The organism is Leptothoe sp. EHU-05/26/07-4 (genome assembly GCF_043421015.1).
Lineage (GTDB): Bacteria > Cyanobacteriota > Cyanobacteriia > Phormidesmidales > Phormidesmidaceae > Leptothoe > Leptothoe turfae.
In genome coordinates this window covers 473410-493448 of record NZ_JAXSQV010000003.1, presented here as the reverse complement: position 1 = coordinate 493448, position 20039 = coordinate 473410, and the positions used below count along the sequence as shown (strand labels likewise).

General features: G+C 46.9%; 16 protein-coding genes. 5 read left to right on the top strand and 11 right to left on the bottom strand.

What is annotated here, in order from left to right; genetic code table 11:
- Positions 1 to 45: 45 nt before the first annotated feature.
- The 6 genes from U2F10_RS09925 to U2F10_RS09900 all read right to left on the bottom strand — a co-directional run bounded on the left by U2F10_RS09925 (position 46) and on the right by U2F10_RS09900 (position 4607).
- Positions 46 to 486 (bottom strand): VOC family protein, encoded by a 441-nt coding sequence (locus U2F10_RS09925; RefSeq protein WP_163669605.1) that lies wholly within the window; start codon positions 484 to 486, stop codon positions 46 to 48.
- Between the two features lie 61 nt (positions 487 to 547).
- Positions 548 to 919: a cupin domain-containing protein gene (locus tag U2F10_RS09920; RefSeq protein ID WP_250565151.1), complete on the bottom strand. Its 372-nt coding sequence runs from the start codon at positions 917 to 919 to the stop codon at positions 548 to 550.
- A gap of 325 nt (positions 920 to 1244) precedes the next feature.
- On the bottom strand, positions 1245 to 1709 hold the full coding sequence (locus U2F10_RS09915; protein ID WP_163669603.1) for a glutathione peroxidase: 465 nt from the start codon (positions 1707 to 1709) through the stop codon (positions 1245 to 1247).
- Positions 1710 to 1777: 68 nt separating this feature from the next.
- Positions 1778 to 2005 (bottom strand): hypothetical protein, encoded by a 228-nt coding sequence (locus U2F10_RS09910; RefSeq protein WP_163669602.1) that lies wholly within the window; start codon positions 2003 to 2005, stop codon positions 1778 to 1780.
- A 244-nt stretch (positions 2006 to 2249) separates the two neighbouring features.
- On the bottom strand, positions 2250 to 2999 hold the full coding sequence (locus tag U2F10_RS09905; RefSeq protein WP_163669600.1) for a class I SAM-dependent methyltransferase: 750 nt from the start codon (positions 2997 to 2999) through the stop codon (positions 2250 to 2252).
- 6 nt (positions 3000 to 3005) lie between these two features.
- Positions 3006 to 4607 (bottom strand): alpha/beta hydrolase, encoded by a 1602-nt coding sequence (locus tag U2F10_RS09900; RefSeq protein ID WP_499871896.1) that lies wholly within the window; start codon positions 4605 to 4607, stop codon positions 3006 to 3008.
- A 378-nt stretch (positions 4608 to 4985) separates the two neighbouring features.
- On the opposite strand from U2F10_RS09900, the gene U2F10_RS09895 reads away from it, so the two are divergent.
- The gene (locus U2F10_RS09895; protein WP_163669596.1) at positions 4986 to 5546 is read left to right on the top strand and encodes a TetR/AcrR family transcriptional regulator; all 561 of its coding nucleotides are present in this window, start codon (positions 4986 to 4988) and stop codon (positions 5544 to 5546) included.
- A gap of 163 nt (positions 5547 to 5709) precedes the next feature.
- On the opposite strand, the gene U2F10_RS09890 is transcribed toward U2F10_RS09895, so the two are convergent.
- Together U2F10_RS09890 and U2F10_RS09885 are read right to left on the bottom strand one after the other, a co-directional pair.
- Positions 5710 to 7428, bottom strand: coding sequence for an adenylate/guanylate cyclase domain-containing protein (locus U2F10_RS09890; protein ID WP_163669594.1), 1719 nt, complete (start codon positions 7426 to 7428; stop codon positions 5710 to 5712).
- Between the two features lie 103 nt (positions 7429 to 7531).
- Positions 7532 to 9286: an adenylate/guanylate cyclase domain-containing protein gene (locus tag U2F10_RS09885; protein ID WP_163669592.1), complete on the bottom strand. Its 1755-nt coding sequence runs from the start codon at positions 9284 to 9286 to the stop codon at positions 7532 to 7534.
- Between the two features lie 221 nt (positions 9287 to 9507).
- Between U2F10_RS09885 and U2F10_RS09880 the strand changes: the two genes are divergently transcribed.
- The 4 genes from U2F10_RS09880 (at position 9508) to U2F10_RS09865 (ending at position 15900) form a co-directional block, all read left to right on the top strand.
- A complete protein-coding gene (locus tag U2F10_RS09880; protein ID WP_163669590.1) occupies positions 9508 to 10017 on the top strand; it encodes a GNAT family N-acetyltransferase in 510 nt (169 codons plus the stop codon).
- A 128-nt stretch (positions 10018 to 10145) separates the two neighbouring features.
- Complete coding sequence (locus U2F10_RS09875) at positions 10146 to 10970, top strand: class I SAM-dependent methyltransferase (RefSeq protein ID WP_163671817.1); 825 nt, start codon at positions 10146 to 10148, stop codon at positions 10968 to 10970.
- Between the two features lie 900 nt (positions 10971 to 11870).
- Positions 11871 to 14522 carry a protein kinase domain-containing protein gene (locus U2F10_RS09870; RefSeq protein WP_499871893.1) on the top strand — a complete coding sequence of 884 codons (2652 nt, stop codon included), beginning with the start codon at positions 11871 to 11873 and terminating at the stop codon, positions 14520 to 14522.
- A 604-nt stretch (positions 14523 to 15126) separates the two neighbouring features.
- Positions 15127 to 15900: a hypothetical protein gene (locus U2F10_RS09865; RefSeq protein WP_499871891.1), complete on the top strand. Its 774-nt coding sequence runs from the start codon at positions 15127 to 15129 to the stop codon at positions 15898 to 15900.
- Positions 15901 to 15989: 89 nt separating this feature from the next.
- On the opposite strand, the gene U2F10_RS09860 is transcribed toward U2F10_RS09865, so the two are convergent.
- The 3 genes from U2F10_RS09860 to U2F10_RS09850 form a co-directional block, all read right to left on the bottom strand.
- Entirely contained in the window at positions 15990 to 16415 is a 426-nt protein-coding gene (locus U2F10_RS09860; RefSeq protein ID WP_163669584.1) for a universal stress protein, read from the bottom strand.
- Positions 16416 to 16430: 15 nt separating this feature from the next.
- A complete protein-coding gene (locus U2F10_RS09855; protein ID WP_499866497.1) occupies positions 16431 to 17990 on the bottom strand; it encodes an alanine/glycine:cation symporter family protein in 1560 nt (519 codons plus the stop codon).
- Positions 17991 to 18427: 437 nt separating this feature from the next.
- Positions 18428 to 19813: an aminotransferase gene (locus U2F10_RS09850; RefSeq protein WP_499871890.1), complete on the bottom strand. Its 1386-nt coding sequence runs from the start codon at positions 19811 to 19813 to the stop codon at positions 18428 to 18430.
- Between the last annotated feature and the right edge of the window lie 226 nt (positions 19814 to 20039).

Genomic DNA, 20039 nt, shown 5'->3' with positions numbered 1-20039 from the left:
TTGGACTTACGCTACTGCATAACAACTCATTGTTCAGTTATGTGGCTAATAACTCAGAGCGACTTTTGCCGATGAGTCATACACTTTAGAGCTATCTTCAAACGATTTAAATTCTAGTGGGTTGCCACTATAGTCCAGCACAAACATGGTGGACTGCTGTGCAGCTTCCCCTGGATAACGCGTTTGAGGTTTAACTATAAAATCAATGTCAGCAGCCTCTAGCTTCTGTTGTACATATTTGAACTGAGCTTTACTCAACAGACATCCAAAGTGAGGAATAGGCACTGATATGCCGTCGACATTGCCGCAGTAATCAACGTTTGTACTGACGTCACCTACGTGGGCAGAAAGCTGATGCCCAAAAAACTCAAAGTCGACCCAGCTATCGGTTGAACGACCTTCTCGGCAACCTAAAATCTCTCCATAAAATCTCCTTGTGCTGTCAAGATCTTTTACCTTGAATGCATAGTGAAAACTGTTAGTCATAAAATCGATGTCCCTACTGATGGAGAACACATATTATACCTAAATTGCCACCTGGATATCCTTAGATCCAAACATCATTTTGGGCCGTTTTCTCTCCAACAGTGTCTCCTGTGTTCACGACACCACGAGGTTCAATGAGTAACATATGACACTCTTTCTCGGCATGGGGTTTATGTTCTATCCCTTTGGGGACAACAAACATTTCTCCTGTAGATAACTCTACGGCACCATCTCGAAATTCAATGGTCATTTGACCATCGACAACAGTAAATACCTCATCAGTATCTTTATGAGCATGCCAAACAAAGTCACCCTTTACTTTAACTAGCTTAAACTGGTAATCATTCATCTCAGCAATGACTTTAGGAGACCAGCGATCGCTGAATTTAGCTAGCTTTTCTTGAAAATTGAGCGCAGTGTACTTTATTTGCATTGGGAAAAGAGGGGATAAGAATAGAGCCTGAAACTTCGTCAGCCTTGTTCTTAAATTCTATAGGCCGTTTTCTATCTGCCTCGCCTAATTATGTTTTTATTTTGGAGAATGCGGCTGAATTTATATTCTCAGGAAAGAGATTTTTAAGATATCCGGTTATTTTGTAGGGGCGCACCGCAGGGCACCCTGCGGTGTATAGGCAAATGGTTTATCTTCTGCATTGGGCACATATCAATACGCCCCTACGGATTATCCGATTAAATAAAAATGTAAACCCCCTCTATCCAGTTAAGGATAAAGGGGGAAAGCAATTTAAACCTTAGGTTTAACCTAGAGCTTCCTCAATAGCAGCCTTGAGTTCAGGTGCATCAGGAGCTGTCTTAGGATCGAAGCGAGCAACGACATTACCGTCGCGCCCTACTACAAATTTGCCAAAGTTCCAGGTGATATCGTCGCCGTCGCCCACTAGAAACTGGTATAGAGGACTACGATTAGCACCATTAACGTCCTGCTTTTCGAGCAGCGTAAACTCTACATCGTATTTAGTCTTGGTAAAGTCCTTGATTTCATCAGGAGTGCCAGGCTCTTGAGCGCCAAACTGGTTGCAGGGTACACCGACAACGACGAGTCCTTTGGAGCCATATGCCGTGTCCAGCTCTACCAAGCCGCTGTATTGGGGGGTTAAACCGCAAGCGCTGGCAACGTTAACGAATAGTACAACTTTATTTGCGATCGCATCTGGGGACAGGGGGGTACCATCCAGAGTCGTCAGATTAGTGGGTACAGGCATAATGGATTAACGTTTTTGACAACGCTTTCTATTATCAACCATCCTTGCTCTGACAGGTAAGCCGCATTTTAGTTTCTATGGGTGAGGCTGTCGAATGGCAAAACTGCATCATCGGTGCAATCATCGATCGTCATCTTAATGGCTGGTTCGTCATGACAGGGCTCGGCAAAAAGATATGCTGACGAAAAACAGATATTCAGCTGTAAACAGTTGAAGTCATCGCCATGGGCGGGTACAGCTAAGTAGCCCAAAAGGCTAACTATTCCTAAAGGAATAGATTGAAGGCACCTATTCATAAAAACAAGTGAGAGTTTAGAACTGATAGTTTCTAACTCTAAGTCGGCTAGTCAAACCTACCATCAGAATAAATGCGTAAATAGGGGGCATATCACCCAACGATTTACAGTCTCCTCAGCATATGCACGGAAGCCTCACTGCGAAAATGTGGCAGTTCTCGGTTGGGATCAATAAAACCTGGTGGTAAGTAGTGAGTAGTGACTATGGGCAGGGTGTATCAACGCCAATGAGAAACGCGATGCGTTACTGATGACATATCCTGTTGCTCTGACAGGCAAAGATAACAGAAGCCGGCTTACCCGTTTTGGGATGTATCGGTTCAATTAAGTCCTGCAATACCAGGCCACTTTTAGAGAGAAGACCGATCCAGCTTGCCATTGTTCGAAAGTACCAAGGAGCTGGGTCTACAAAGTCTTGACTAAAGCTAGCCCAGGAGCCTGCACGCCAGCCATCTTTATAGGGTTGGTCACCACACGCCATGAGCGGATGTAGTGTTTGGATTATAAAATGACCACCAGGACTGAGTAATGTCGACACCTGTTTTAAGAGCGCGGCTACAGATTCATTGCCAAATAGGGAAAAGTTACAGACAACAACATCGAAGGTGTCTTGCAAGCAGGTGTCTTGCAAGCAGGTGTCTTGCAAGCAGGTGTCTCGCAAGAAGATGTCTCGCCATTTGCCCGCACTAATCTCTTCATAGGACATCACATCGAACCTGCCATCTCCCTTGGCCCTGGCTTGTTTCACCAGGGCTGGAATCCCATCCACACCGTGAACCATAACGTTATGGGCATGTAACGCCCTGGCTAACCAGCCTTCACCACAGCCAATATCCAACACCGTCTTTGGTGAATAGGACACTACGGTCTCTACAATTGCCTGGTTGGTAACTAGCTGACGACTCTCAATCTGTTGTTCACGGACAGCCACCGTCCACGGGGCAGCATTCTGTTGCCATGAGTGGAGAATCTGTTCTTCATTGGAAAAAATCATGGTCGCTTATCGACTGGCTTCTAACGTTTCTAAGGAGACATCCTGCACCAGCGTCAAGGGTAAAGACTCTCGGCTTAAATATTGGGCATAGCCTGCTTGCAAAAATTGGCGATAGTTTGACTGCCCAGCCACATGGGTTTGCATAAATGCCAGACCCAGGGCTTTAAGATATTCGCGGGCAAGGGTCGGGTCGGGACCCGATAGCTCATCAGGCAACGTCTCAGACTGGGCATAGTTATGGTGACCTCCCTGCATGAGCGCCAGGTATTTATCCGACGGCGTTAACCAGGTAAACGGTTGAATTTGTTCCGTTAAGGCCGGAGCCACCGGATCGGCACTGCCTCCCACCATCAATATCGGCGTACTGAGCTGCCCCAGCCCGGCTTCTCCAAACACTAAGCTGGTAATGGGGTTAAAAACAAACGCTGCTTTGACTCGCTCGTCTTGAAGGGGGTGTTCAAACTGACTTTGTAGGGCTAGACACTGTAAAGGTATGGAAATATTAACCGAGTCTGCTTCAATTAAGTCGCTGGTGCAACGGGTTTCTAACTGTTCAACATTAAGCTGAGCACCAGCCAGGGCCAGGGCTGTATACCCCCCAAAAGAATGTCCTATAACACCCACGCTATTGAGGTCAAACTGATGGGTCAGCGCTCCTCTCGTTTGGGTTTCCAGGTAGTCTAACAAATAGGAAATATCCTGGGGGCGATCTACAAATTCGTTGGGGGCCATTGCAGCTGAGGCATTGCCCGCCAGTAAATTTTCCACCTGCTGAAAGTTGCTACCAGGATGCTCAATGGCTGCCACAGCAATGCCATAGCTCGCCAGATGCTGGGCCACATCGACAAAGTTAGTGCGGCTGGCGGCAAACCCATGGGAAATAACCACCAGAGGAACGGGTGCATTGCTCTGGGGGATATACAGATCCACAGGCAATTGGCGATCGCGTTGTAAGTCTCGCAATTCTAACGTCTGGGTTCGCCAGGAGACTGGCCCCGCCTGGGTTAGATCAGGGCGTTGGGCATAGTCGATGGGCTCTGTAGCGGCTATTTCGGTATTTGTTTGGGTGTGGAGCATTGCGATCGCAGTCTCAGTTTGGTCCAGCAGATCTACCACTGTGTTAACCACATCCAAAATCTCAACCGAGTTAATCCGCAGCGTGGGTGTAGGAAACCGGCGTATCAGATTGAGCAGAGTCAGCCCTTCCTCATCATCAGCGGCCAAAATCAGGGCACCCCGCAGTCCCCGCGCCCCATTTTGTCGCGACGCTGTTTGAATGACGTTCCCCAATCGATCTAACCAGAGTTCTCCTAAGGGATCGTAAAGTACCTGGGATAGGGTGACCGCACTCACATCCAGTGGTGTCGTCAAAATCTCTCGCAGATCGCGACGTTCTTCTTCATTGAGAAACTTAAGATAAAACTCTAACTCCTCGCTAACTTGGTTGTCAGTGGCATAGCCTTCCAATGAGGCCACTGATACTGATAGCTCTAACAATCCATAGGATAGGGTGACATCTTCCGCAGCCAGGGTAGGAGCACTGAACACCAGCGGTGCAGCACCGCCTAGAAACAGGGCTAAGTTCCGAAACCAGTGAAGGGCTTTCATAGTTGCTAATAGAGCCTTTAAAAAATAAGCAATTAAATCAGAGAACCGTCAGGATAATAGACGGATAGAATGGACCTGAGTTCGGCACCAAAATCAAGGTTGAGATAATAGTATTGTATGAGTTTTGTCGGAACCCTTAGCCTGGGCAAAGAATTGCCAGACATACACGTCCCTAGCGTAGATACCAGCTCCAATTATTAGGGTAAACCAGCAATAAATATACACACTTGTCTAAGATAAGACATCTTTGTCTCATTAGGCTATACTAGTAGCCGATGGTAAAAATTTGGCGCTATTGCATCCACCCATCCACCCATCCATCCATCGACTCATTCCCATGTGATGGTGGGCAAACTTACGCCATAAAGTACTAGTCTAATGAGTGGTCAATCGTCTCGAAACGCATCTAACAAGCAGGCTATTTTGCACGCAGCTGTTGCTGTATTAGCGAAAAATCCAGGGGTTTCTCTCAGTGATGTTGCAGGCAAGTGCGGTGTTGGGCGAGCGACGTTATACCGCCACTTTTCGTCCCGTGAGGCCCTGATCCGTGAGATCACCTTCGAAGCGATTGAGGCCATTGATCAAATCACAGCTCACATTAGGAATCAAAACCTATCGGCTGCCGATGCCCTACTGGCGTTTCTAGAGGCAGTGGTGCCTCTAGGTGATCGGTTTCACTTTTTGGTAGCAGAATCATCAACCTATACCGACCCAGATATTAATGCGGCCTACGCCCGACAAATGCAAGAACTAAATGACTTTGTAAATGTCCTCAAACAAGATGGGGTGATTGCCCTAGATGTCCCCAATGCATGGGTTGCCACCACCATTGATGCCCTGATCTGGGCAGCATGGTCAGCCATACAAAGTGGTGATATTGCCCGCAATGATGCCGCTAAGTTAACCTATCGAACCCTGATCCAAGGTTTAAAGCATTAGGCATCGTTAAAAACATTCCCGGTCATTATTGACAGTGCCCGTCAATACGATCAGGGCGCAGCATCTGAGGAGGTTAGGTAATCAACGGATAAAACGCGATTGTGTTCATTGCACTCGGCAACCCCAAGCCCCTGTCCGGTGATCCTAAACGTTGTTAGAAAATTTATCTTATATGGACATGCTTTGAAGAACTGCTTGACGTTATTAAATTGAGATAATACGTTGAAGGTCCGTCGTCTGGGACTATGTCTAAACATGCCTGAAACCTTGATATCGCCTCTTCACCAGACATATTTCGATAGACTTCTAATGCCGTCTGAAAACAATCTCGCAACAGAATTAACTTATGATCTGTGCTACCGGCAATACCTAGCAGTTCATAAATAGGCTCAGGTTCTCCAGCGAAGGCAATCCGATCAATTTCCCTAACCTCGATGGTATTACCCGCTAGTTCTCTGGTTTTAGCCGTCATCAAAATGCGAGTCCCGTATACCTTATTTAAGGTTTCTAGTTTCTCCGCCAGTTGGGTCACTGGCCCAATAACCGTGTAAGACTTAGATTGTTCAGAGCCAATATTCCCAGCTAGGGCCTCCCCCGATGCCAAACCAATGCGAATATTAATCTCTGGCAGACCTTTTCGAATACCCAGTAAGTCTGGCAAACTACGCCGTAGCTTAGTAAGCTGGTCAAACTGCTCTAGGGCCGCGTAACAAGCCAGCTTGGCATGATCTGCTGGATCTACAAAGGGGGGAGCCCAAAACGCACTGACCGCATCACCAACAAACTGATTAATCACTCCATGGTGCTCCTTAATGGGAGCAGAAGCCAGGGTGAAATATCGATTGATCAGGGTGACTAACCCTGTTGGTGTGAGCAGTTCGCTAATGCGGCTAAAGTTAGCCATGTCCGAAAAGAACAGCGTCATCATCTGCCGTTGACTCCCTTCAGTTGGGTTGGGTTGTCCCAGCAGCGTTTCTACAATGCGTGGGTCCACATATTGACCAAAGGTGGCTTTGAGCTGTTCTTTTTCACGAATCTTGCTGACCATGTGGTTAAAAGATTCTGTCAGCTGACCAATCTCATCACTAGAGTAGACAGGGACTTCCACATTCAGGTTACCCTGTTCAATTTTCTCGGTATTGTTCACTAAACGTCGCACGGGGCGTACTAGTCCAGCGGTAACCCAAGCAGAAAATAGGAGGCCAATACCGCTGGCAAGACCGGTTAACCAAAAGCTCAGGTTTAGTGTGCGTTGTTCGGTAGCCTGGGCGTGTTTTGCAGATTGTTCAATAAAAGCAGTGAGCTCAAATAAAGTATCCTGAATTCGACGATCAAAATCGTCTTTAAAATCGGTAATTTGATCAATTAGTAGGGTGGCGGCCTCTTGATCACTCGCTTTTAGGCGGTCAATAATGTCCAAGCTATAATGGTGGAGGTTTTGGTGCTCGGATGCAAGCACTTCTAACAGTGGGCGAATGCGAGCAATTTCAAGGATATCCTCAGGAGTGTGGGCCGCTTGAGCGGCCTTGTCAGCAAGGGCGATGGCGATAGCAATATCTTGTTTAACCCGTTCCCCCCGTTCCTTAAAGGCCTCTTCTTCGGCGTTGACTTTAGCGCTGCCGATACCGTCGATTTTGTTGTTGCTAATGGTGTAATACCGAACCATGCGTTCAAAGTGAATCTCCTCTTCAAGCACATGGACGTTAATATTGGCGATATCTTCTGTCAGGGGAGCTAGGTAGTAGGCAATGTCAATCAGTTCATAGTTAACCTGGCGAATGCGGACATGGTTGAGATAGGCCACCCCTAACAGTAGACCTAGCATGCTGCTGGCAATACCAAAAATCTTAGTGCCAATGGAGAGAGAAAAACGGGACTGCATGGTAAGTGTGATGGAGAGGGACTCTGGGGTTGAGGAAGAACGGAGTTTTTAAGGAGATTATTGCTGTTGCTGATTTATGGAAGGATCAGCAATGGCAGATTATTTATTTCTGGGTTAGCTGCCATACTCCGTCCCAGCTGGTGTCAGGTGGATTCGCCTCTAGTTGGTCAACCCGATCTAGATAGAGTAGGGCGGGACGGTCGCCAGGTTTTTGGGCCAAACATTGATTAAAGTGCTGGCGGGCCTGGTTCCATGCCTGTTGTCGATAGGCTGCAAGACCCTGGGCAAAAGCTGCGATCGCAGCCCCATCTGTAGTTGTTAGAGTATCTCTATGACCCAGTAATTCATAAATGTGGATAGGATCTTCTTTGCCCACCACTCGAATCAGGTCTAGCTCTCGGGTGGCCATGACATCTGACACCTGTTGCTGGGTGGCCTCATTGATCACAATGGTCACTCCGTACTGTTGGCTCACACCCTTGAGACGGGATGCGGTATTTACGGTATCTCCCATAACGGTGTACGCCTTAGCCGCCTCTGAGCCCATATTGCCCACGACTAAGGGACCGGTGGAGAGACCAATGTGGAGATTTCCGGTGTGCGTAATGTCTAGCTGGGACAGTTTGGGATATAGCTGGGTAAGCTGGTCAATGCTGGCTAGGGCCGCCTCACAGGCCAGGCGAGCGTGACTGGCCCCATCGGTGAAGGGAGGTCCCCAAAATCCCATAATCAGGGTGCCAATAAATTTGTCGATTACCCCATCATGGTTACTGATGGGGGCCGACATCAGGCTCAGGTAGTCGTTTATGATCCGCTCTTGGTTTGTCGGTGTTAGCGGGGCCAAACAGGTTTCTATACCTTGCACCTGGGCAAAAAAGACGGTCATTACCTGGCGTTCACCATCGGTGGCAGCGGTGTCACTGCTCTGAATAAGGGATTTTACAATGCGCGGATCGACATACTTGCCAAAGGTCTCTTCTAGACGCGCCTTGAGTCTTAGCTCATCCACCATAGTATTAAAGGTACGGGCCAGGGTGCCCACCTCATCGCGGCTGGAGGTGTCTAAGTGAATGTCCAGGTCACCGGCTTGCACAGCGGTAGTACCCACTTTAAGGGAACGCACAGGCCGCACTAACCCTAGGGTGACCAGGGTGGCATAGACCAAACCCACCAAGGTGGCCAAACTTGCCACTGATGCACTGAGGGTTTGCACTACCTGCTGGTGATGTTGTCCCGCTTGGGCCGCTTCGACAGTAAAGGCTTCTAGCTCCAAAAAAATATCGTTAATTGCCTGGTTAAAGTTGGTCTCTTGGGCAATCAGCTTTTCTTCCAGCTGATGGGCAGACTCTAGATCTCCGGCGGCTAACAGCTCCAAAAGCTCACTAGCATGGGTTTGAAACGCTTGATGCTCGGTTTCAATGGCCCTTAACCTGGGGGCAATATGCTGCCATTCGGCCTTGGCTTGGGGAAGAGTCGTCTCATCAATGGCGGTTTGCACCAGTGCGATCGCAGCTTCAATTTCCCCATCGACCTGCTGTCCTCGCTCTGCAAATCCCATTAGCTCTGACTGCAAGCGCTCCTCATGTAGGGGCTCAATTTCATACAGCGTTTGCACCCGCTCAAAGTGCAGCTCCTGTTCCAGCACATGCACATCAATTTGTGCCACCCGATCAGTAATGGGAAGGGCATAATCCGCCAGATTAATAATCTCTTCGTTTACCTGTCTCAGGCGTCGAGTGGAGACCGCCACCACTATTACCATCAGTCCAAGTAAGCTGGCAGTCAGGCCAAATATTTTAAGACCGATGGGGAGGCCCCGCCGATGCGTAGATGGGCTGATGGGCTCAAGGGCGGTCATGGGACAATAAAATAGAGGTTGCTAGTTTAAATTTCCCCACTGACTTTAGAAGAATCAGCTTAATTTGTTAAAAATTTGACCTACAACCATCGACTACATGCCCTAGCCCCTAGCCTGCCAAATTTAGTTAGCGAGTAGAGCTTTTAAAATATATTCACATCCCTGATTTCAATCCGTTAGGCAGCAATTCTGCTGCAGTCTCTTGTTCAAACTCCTTAGCTATGTCAGCCAATAATTACCATAGAATCACGTTCACGCGGCTGAGTAAGATTCCTCCGAACGCAATCATTGACTTGATGAACGATCCCGCAGTCCGGCGGCACCTGCCACTGGCCCAGGATGAGTTTGGATATGTTGAGTGCGATCGCTTTGTCGCCATCAAAGAACGAATGTGGGAGGAGAGAGGCTTGGGACCTTGGGCCTTTGTGCTGGATGACGAGTTCATCGGCTGGGGTGGCCTGCAGCCGGAGGGTGATGATGTAGACTTGGGTCTGGTCCTCAATCAAAAGTACTGGGGAGCAGGACCTGCTCTCTACCGGAGGATTCTGAAACATGCATTCGAAGAGCTCTGTGTTGACTCTGTTACTGCTTTGCTGCCCCCCAGTAGGAAACGGGTCGCAGCGCTGCGGCGGCTTGGTTTCCACAAAGATGGCGAGATTGTGATCCAAGACCAGCGCTTCATCCGCTACCGGCTTATCCGAAGCGAAGTTACCCAGAGTGTAATACGTTGATGATGTTTATTGGGCAGATGGATCGAGAAGATGTTGAAGAATATGGAGATGGCATGTTTTACGCTTTTCTATGTAAGGCATGTGGTATTGCCTGTACTTGGTATCAACAGACCTAATTAGTGGATTATATGGCCGACTCGTCGAGCAATACATACAAGCAACAAGTCCTGAATGACTTTAATAATCGCATAAACTATGAGAACGAATTTCATAGGCAGGCTGCTGCACGATTGGTAGAGCTTTCAACATTACGGCCAGGTCAGTATGTTTTAGATGTTGCCACTGGAACTGGCTTGGCGGCAATTGCCGCAGCTCAGATAGTTGGCTCCACAGGATATGTTCTGGGAACTGACTTTTCTATTGGCATGTTACGCCAAGCGAAACAAAAGCTTGAGACTTTAGGACTGAAAAATATTGAGTTTGCACAAGTAGATGCGGATGAACAAACATTGCCAGAGAAGCGGTACGACGCTATCTTGTGCTCATCTGCAATTGTTTACTTGACGGATATTCCAACTGTACTTCATCGATGGTATCGAGCGCTGCAACCACAAGGAATAGTCGCTTTTTCTTGCCTGGCAGAATCTTCTCCTAGTGCATCTGTCTTATTCAGACAGGTAGTTCGCTCATATGGCATCAATATTCCCAATCCGAATGAATTGCTTGGGTCCCATGAACGATGTCGTGACCTGCTTGAAATGGTCGGCTTTAGGGATATTTCGCTCATAACTGAGCAGTTTGGCCGTTACCTTCAAGATATAGAATCTGTTTGGACTGGTAATGCCAGAAGTGCATTTGGGCTTCAGGATGTGGAATGGTCTAACAAAAAGTTGGAACAGTGCAGGCAAGAGTATTTCGCAGAAATAGAGAAAGTTTCAGATAAAAAAGGGTATTGGAATGATGTCACAATGTTTTTTGTAACAGCTCGAAAACCGAATGAAGTAGTGACATAATAAGTCAACCTATTCCTTTTTGGATATAGTGGTTTTGACGTCTCCGAACTCACTGGGCTGGTGGCTATAAAGGGATATTCCCGCTTAAGCCACATGACTCGGGCTTGCCTTGAGATCCCTTGATCGTCATAGCGCCTCTAGTCCCTCAGTCCAGACCTTTCGATAGGGCTAGGTACCGGTAGTGTGACACGTCGGTAGATAAACACTCGCCAGTTGCCATGGGGTATTGCCATACCGTCTCTCCCCCTTAGTAAACCACTGAACCATAGACTGAATCTACATTCTAGTCTAGCAATCACCCTAACGATTTTTTAAGTGGTATGGCCCATTCTTTAAAGGGTATTCCTTTGTTCATGCCCGAGCTTAAGAATATAAGGAGCACCGCTTTACCATGGTTAATGGAGCTCTGTTTTCTTCCTTTTTCTTCCTTATCCTCTCTCCTTTGCAAGCATACTCACATTCCTAACAAAAAAGAGTGGCATTCAGGTAAGTTTGTTGAATAGCCTTGTTCACGCTACCGATGTCTCCAACTCGGCATTGTAAAGATTTGAATTTAGATTGAAAATCAATCGAGAATAGCATCCTAAGACAATCAAACTAGTTACTTGGGTATAATACAGATTGAATCAGATACAACTGTCCCACTCGATATGCATCAGGACGTTTGCTATAACCAAGGTAGTGTAATAGTTTGGTTTGGAGAATAGGAAATTGGTGGGCACCATAAGGACTGTTGGGCAATTCACTAGCCTGCAGTTCGTAATATTTGCAGCTATTGTTGTAGCTAGTTGTGACCAAGCTTTATAAGACTGAACTCCTATGGCTTATTGCTTGAATCCTCAGTGTTCTGCACCACAAACGCATCACCCTAACATAAAAGTCTGTCCTAGCTGTGGTTTCGTGATTGGTCTTCGAGCTCGTTATGTTGCCATCAAACCCATTGGTCAGGGTGGTTTCGGTAGAACGTTTTTAGCAATTGACCAAGGCTTTCCCACTAAACCTCGATGTGTCATTAAACAGTTTTTCCCAGCGCTCAGGTCAAGCAAGCATCCAGATACAGTTACTAAGCTTTTTTATCAAGAAGCCAATCAACTTAAGAAGCTAGGCCATCATGGGAACATACCCAGACTCATAGACTACTTTGAGCAAGATAATCATCTTTATCTTATTCAGGACTATATAGAGGGGCAAGACTTAGCCCATGAGCTACAAAAGACAGGCACCTTTTCTGAAGCGCAAATCTGGCATGTCCTAAATCAGGTATTGCCCACGTTAAAATTTATTCACAATCACAATATTATTCATCGTGATATTAAGCCTGCCAATATCATTCGTCGCGCCACTGACCAGAGCCTGGTATTGGTAGATCTGGGGGCAGCAAAACATGTCACGGGTTTAGCCCTGGCCCAAACGGGTACAGTCATTGGCAGTGCTGAGTATACAGCCCCTGAGCAGGCGCGGGGAAAAGCTGTTTTTGCCAGTGATATTTATAGTCTGGGGATTACCTGTATTCACCTACTGACAGCTGTTTCTCCTTTTAGTCTCTATGAGACTGGAGAGGGAAGATGGGTTTGGCAAGACTATTTACAGCAGCCCGTCAGCCCGAGACTCGCTCAATTGCTAAATAAGATGATCCTCATGCCAACAAATCATCGTTATCAAACCATTGAGGAAATTCAGACATCTATCGATGGGGAGAATGCTCAATCAGGTCCCGCATCATTCCTCAAGACTCCCGAATCCAAAGCACCCTATGGCAGGGGAAAAAGATCTTCTAATCGCTTCAAGAACAAAGAAGCTTCCCCATCACCTCAGCCGTTTATTGCTAAAACTCCGGAAGAAAGTCCCCTCGCTGTCCCCTCACCATCGTCTGAATTATTAGATACCGATCAGTACACACTCTCATTAGATGCCAGCGATCAATACACACTGCCTAATTCTACCCTCAAGACTCCCGAATCCAAAGCACCCTATGGCAGGAAAAAAAGATCTTCTAATCGTTTCAAGAACAAAGAAGCTTCCCCACCACCTCAGCCATTGATTGCTAAAACTCCGGAAGAAGGTCCCCTCGCTGTCCCCTCACAATCGTCTGAATTATTAGATGCCGATCAGTACACACTCTCATTAGATGCCAGCGATCAATACACACTACCTAAGTCTAATAATACCGACAGGCAAGTTACTCGAAATAGTGCTAATCCATTTAGCTTTATAACAACAATTTCACTTGGCTTACTAGTAGCGTTTTTTGGGGCGGTGGCGGTGGTAATATACTATCCTTCTCTACTCGAAAGTACTTTTCAGCGACATGAAATCACAGGCTGGCTTAATTCGGAAGAGAGGAAGTCGATGTCGACTGATGCAGATATTGTTATTAACAGCGAGGGTTTAGAGCTAGGGCAACCAATCATCAGTAGAGATGGAAAATTGTTGTATGCTATTTCGGGAACTATCGAAGGTTTATATGTCAAAGTCTGGGAACTTGAATCTGGCAATCTGGTAGATGATATTCCTATAGAAGAATCCCATATTGCAATGAGTTATGATCGACATCAATACCTATTAGCAGGTCATAATTATCAGGGGCTAACAATCTTTGATACGACTAATGGGCAGATATTTACATCGGTTGATGATTTTATACCTGCAGGAGGATTTTCTCATAGCCCATCTTTTGGTGACTCGCGTCTTGGACTAAGTGAAAATCAATCCTTCTTAGTAGAAGATGCAGTAACTCAGACGGATCAAGGGGACCCCTTACATAGCACTAGTGTTTGGGATTTAAGGTCACATAAACGATTGATCCATGAAGAAACAATTGATTCATCCGATAATCTCTGGGTAGGGGTTTCCTGGTCTTTGTTATCTAGTAACGTTCATCATAGTAGCCACCTATTTAGTGCTGATAGTCAACATGTTGTTGTTGACAGGCAAAATAGGGTTGAAATTTGGAATGTGGATTCTGGTACCCGATTCTTTTCATTAGAGGCAGATGCTGCTAGCTTTACCACAAAAGAGAATATTCTCATTAGTGAAAAACATAGAGAAGTTGTGGTAGGAAATGATACTACTTCATTTTCTAGGCTAGTTCCCTATGACATTACTGTTTGGGATACCAGCCAGCAACGTCCTATTTTAGAGTTAGGCGAAGGTCGCATTAGCTTTACTGGGACTGGAGAACGATTTGTGTTTTATGATAACCAAACAAATCAGCTCAGCTTATTTGATACCCAGTCAGGAAAAGAAATTCGTGAATTTTCCCAATATGACCTATCTGCAAATAAGCATATCTCTCATATTGCACTCAGTGATGATGGTGATTTACTCGCCACTATTGTGTCCGAAGATCGTGTTGATGCTCTACACACTCGGAAAAAGCACCTGATATGGTGGGATGCTAAAACAGGAGAGGTTTTAGGCAAGCCTCAATCAGTTGATATTGGTTCTTATGATTACAGCATTGTTCAATTTACCCCTGATGGTCGTTATCTTGTGATTGGTGAAGGGTTTGATGCCCCATTGCAAATTTGGAAGACGCCGAAGTGGGACTGAGAAATTTAAGCACCCGATATACCAGGTCACCCTATAGGTGACACGCCTCCCTCGCTTGGTAATGTTTTTTGCTCCACACTCAAGTGCAGCAAATGCCCTCGGCCCAACACATCGTGCGAACAGTCTTGTAGCATTTATCCTCATCGATTCACTTGGAAAGCATTAGCATTGCTGGGCTGACGGGAGGCGGCATGCCCTGACATACCCTGCTCAACTTGAATTTAGCACCCTTCCTGAAGCAGCTATTGAGCCATTGTATATAAGCTGTGTAAATCAAGGTGTTATCACCACGAAAGTGGCGGATAAGATCCAGAATTATGGGCCTGATCTACCAAATCTAATGCTGAATATATAGCTATTTCGGCACGCAAGGTATGCCTGTTAGGGCTTGGGAAACCTGCTTGAAGCGTGCAACATAGTAAATCACTGGAGCCGACGACCCCCGCTAGCCGACGGCAGCGTACTCGGCAGTGTTAGCGGCTTAGCTCAATCGTTGGACGGCAATTGAAAGTCCGCTACCAGAACAATCAAACTTACACTTTCTTTCTGGAAGCGATAATTACATCGCTCCACCACTACCCTAGTTCGCATTTAGGAGGACAAGATGATCAATTGCTACTTGCTGTTTCATAAATGTGGGAATAACTACATCCAAAATGTCCATCGCATCGATAAAAAGACTGGGTTTGTCAAGAGCGTGCAGCCTGATAAGGCTGACAGTGTAGGCGGCTACGACAGGCCTGGGAGCGTGGTGAACATCCGTTGTCGCAACTTCGGTTCCGAGGCACTCGAAGCAACGGGCCTCCTGGGTGTCGAGTCAGCGAGGTTCTTAATTTTTACGCGGGATCCGGCGAGTTTTATCTTCAGCGCAGCGAAGTACCATTTGCGAGGTGGTGAAGCATGGGCGGTAGAGAAAGCTCATGCAGCTCTCGGCGGACAGACTCTGACGCAAGTTCTCCGGGACGCAGAATCTCTTGACGAACAGCATATCGCCATCATGAGGCAATTTGATTGGCTATATGAGCGCCAGGTGTCGCTTCTCGAACACCTGACCGATTCGAGGTTCATGCGAGTTCGCTGTGAGGACATCTTCACTTCGACTGAGGACGCTTACTTCGCCAGAATTGTTAGCTTCCTGCGCTGTTCGGCACGACCGTCGATTCTGGACAGGTTGCTCCGTCAAGCCAGCAACGAGCCACGTTTTCTGAGCGCCCTCAAAGCCGCGTCACCCGCCTTTAAGCAAAAACTTCCGAAGCATTCGACAGGTGCCTTCGCTATCGAGAGACCTTATCATGCGTTGGGGCCCAAAGCGAAGCGTTATTACGATGCTCATTGGCAAGGGTACGCGCGCGCGCTGGGCTACGACTGTGGCGGCTGAGTGGGCTAACCGTCTTACGAAATGTTCTGTTACGAACATCCAGTCATACGAGATTCACCCCACATGCTGAATTAACGTTGCCAAAAAGTTTACTTCAGAATCAACACTGGACAATGAGATAATCGCACCACTTGTTCAGCCACCGACCCAATCAAAAAACGACTGACACCTTTGCGTCCATGGGACGGCATGACAATTAAGTCCGCATCTATCTCTTGGGCATAGTCCACAATTTTTGACGTAGTGTCCCCAATGACCACCTCAATGTGAAGCTTGTCGTAGCCCATTTCGTTAAGCTTTTCATGGGCAAAGGCCTGGACTTTTTGCTTGCGGTCTTCATCACTGACTGTGTCCCACATGGCCGCTGGATCGGCAGGGTGCAACGGTGCAAGCACATGAATCAGTTTCAAAGATGACCCATCGTCCACAAGTTCTTTGGCAGGCCCTAGTGCCTGATAAGAAAGGTCAGAAAAGTCTATGGGAATCAGAACAGATTTTCGCTTAAGCCAACTCATCTCAGTTACCTCCATTTATTTAAAGACTGTTTCCTGAGCAATTGGAGTCTGGGGTAGCATTTCTCCCGAATTGAGCCGCTCCATATAGCTCTTCAACTCCCTAGCAATCAGTCCAGACATCAAGAAGCAACCCAACAGATTAGGCAGCGACATTGCCAGGGCCATAATGTCGCTAAAATCAAGCACGGGACCTAAGTTAACCACTGCACCGACAAAGACACAGAACAAAAAGATGCCCTTGTAAATGTTAACAGTGCTGTCACCAAACAAAAACGCCCAGGACTGTTGTCCATAATAGCTCCAGGAAATCATGGTTGACAGGGCGAACAAGAATCCAGCCACGGCAATCACATAGGGGAACCAGCTAATAACTGTTTCGAAAGATGCTGCCGACAGCTGGGCTCCATTGAGATCAGCAGCGGTGGGATCGGCATAAACTCCGGTCAGAACAATCACCAATGCTGTCAAATTACAAATAAACATGGTGTCGATAAAGGGTTCTAGCAAAGCCACAATCCCTTCTCTAATCGGTTCATCTGTCTTGGCAGCAGAGTGGGCAATGGCCGCTGAACCTAATCCTGCCTCATTGGAGAATGCTGCCCGCTGAAAGCCAATCACCAGGGCACCAATCGCTCCACCTGCCACTGCCTCTGGGCTAAAAGCTGTCGCAATAATTGTACCAATGGCACCGGGAACCTCCGGGAGTTTGACTAACATCACCCAGAAACAAGCGATGGCATAAACCACAGCCATAAACGGCACGAGAACGCCGGCAACAGCACCAATCCGTTCAATACCTCCCAAGATAACCAAACCCACAATCAGAGCTAAGACAATACCAAATAGCCAGCTAAAACCGTTTAGAAATGGCAACACATTAGAAACAGCGGCAAAGGCCTGGTTGGCCTGGAACATGTTGCCAATGCCCAAGCTACCAATGGCACAAAGAACAGCAAAAATGACTGCTAATGCTTTACCCACCGGGGCCATGCCCATGGCCGACAATCCCCGAGATAGGTAATACATGGGACCGCCACCCACGGTGCCATCAGGTTTGATGACGCGATACTTTTGACCCAGGGTACATTCGGCAAATTTACTCGACATGCCTAGAAAGCCTGCCATGGTCATCCAGAATGCAGCGCCTGGACCACCGAGACGAATTGCGATCGCAACCCCCGCGATATTACCAATCCCTACAGTTCCTGAAAGCGCCGCTGCCAGGGCCTGGAAGTGAGAAACATCGCCTTCGTCCTCCTCACTGTCGTATTTGCCCCGCACCACATCAATGGCATGTTTAAAGGCGCGAATATTGATGAATTTAAGCCGGAATGTGAAAAAGACAGCGCCAATCACCAGCCAAAGAACAATAAATGGCATACCATTCTCGCCACCAATCTTGAAGTAAAAGATCAGGTTGAGAACATCTACGACACCCTGAACACCAGCTTCAATGGAACCTAAGAGACCAACGGAGGCAGTATCGTCCTGGGCAAAAGCAACCTGGGGGAGAAAGATAAGTAAAAATGCCAGGGCATAGAGATAGTGTTTCAATCTGAACAGTGGTGTTTTCATGGTATTAACTCCAAACGAGAGAGATAATTGAGAATACTGATTGTCCCATCGTCTTTTTTGAGGAGGACTCAGTGAAAATTTTGATTGATCGAGCTACAATGAGATTGCTGCAATCTTTCCTCTGCTAATAAAGAGGGTTCAATCCATTGGCTAAAACCTTATATTGAGATTGGTTGGATACCTTGAACCCGCATTGGGTGCAGAATTCAATGCTAATTGAGAATTGTTGCTTTAGCAGACAACCTGACTATGGGGCTCTATACATGGATCGTTTACCGATCGCTCAACCCCTTTAGCGAGTTTTAATTTGATCAGCCTTGTGACTTTAAGTCCCAGGCAGGATATCGCTACCCCGCCTGGAGTAAAATATGAGCTAGAGGAACTAGATTAGTGACACCATCTTAATTTAGAGACTTTAGGGATCTAGTGAGACAACATCAGGAACTGGATAAAGCAAAAACAGCATCACAGAGAGTATCTGCTAGCCGATCGGCGTCTTCTCGACTCATCACCAACGGTGGAGCCAGAATTAGCACATTGGTAAAACCAGGAATTGTGTTCGTGTTTCGACCAATAATCATCTGCTTGTCCATGCAGTATTTAGTTACCGAAGCAACGGCATCGCTATCTAAAGGTGTTTTGCTGGCCTTATCTTTGACTAGCTCCACACCCAGCAGCAAGCCTTTGCCTCTAACGTCACCTACATTGGGATGCTCTAACAGCCGTTGCAACTTTTCAAGCAGATAATTACCCATCTCAGCCGCACGCTCACACAGGTTTTCTCTTTCTAGGATTTCGATACTTCTTAGACTGACTGCTGTGCAGACAGGGGTGCCGCCATAGGTAGTAACATGCCGAAAATGGCTATCACTGCCAGGATCGTCTAAGAAAGCTTCGAAGATAAACTGTTTTACCACTGTGGCAGAAAGGGGCATATAGCCACTAGTAAGACCTTTTGCAAAGGAGATAATGTCTGGCTCCACACCCCAGTGTTGATGGCCAAACATTTTTCCAGTGCGACCAAAGCCGTTAACGACTTCGTCGTAGATGAGAAGGATGCCGGTGCGATCGCAAATCTCTCGCACACCTCGCAAATAGCCTTCTGGCGGCACAATCACCCCACCCCCAGAAATGATCGGTTCCACAATCACTGCTGCAACAGATTCAGCCCCTTCATAGAGAATTGTCTGTTCCAGTTCTCGCAAGCAGGCGGCATTGTAAACATCTTCCGGCTGTCCATCACCAAACCGATAGTAGTAAGGTGGGCTTACATGAAGAAAACCAGGAACTAAGGGCTCATACTTGAGCTTACGTTCAGCCTGTGCCGTTGCGCTTAGCGCTCCCATGGTGTGACCATGATAGCCTCGATAGCGAGAGATAATTTTGTAGCGTGGGCCTGAGCCAGCAGGAGCCGTCTGAGCATGGTACTGACGAGCAATCTTAAAGGCTGTTTCATTGGCCTCTGAACCACTTGTGGAGAAAAACACCTTACCCTCGTAACCCAATAGCTCCAATAATTTATGAGCCAAACGAATGCCCGGCTCATGGCTCATGGTGAGCGGGAAATAGGCCAGATCGACCATTTGCTCATAGGCAACTTCCGCCAACTCTTGACGGCCATAGCCAACATTGACGCACCATAAGCCAGAGATACCGTCGAAATATTCGATTCCATTTGTATCAGTCACATAACACCCCACACCCCGTGTCATACACTTGGGAGGCTTCTGAGAAAATGACTTGTGTTGCACCAATGGATGCCAAAGTGATTCAGCATCCATTGTTCCTAAATCAGCCTTTTCTGGACTCAAACTAGCAAACATTAAAAATGATCCTTAAAGCGAAAGAGCATTTTCCAAGAGCCAAGTTACTTTTATCGTGAAGCGAATTCATGGGATGTTTTCAACACAATAAAAGTATTTAAAAGCTCTCTTCTGTATATTTACACACGATTCAATAAAGTTTTTCTTAATAGAAAAACCAATTCGAAAGCAATGCTCGTTAAAGAAAACATGTCTATTTCATGACAGCAAAAAATAGACAGCAAGA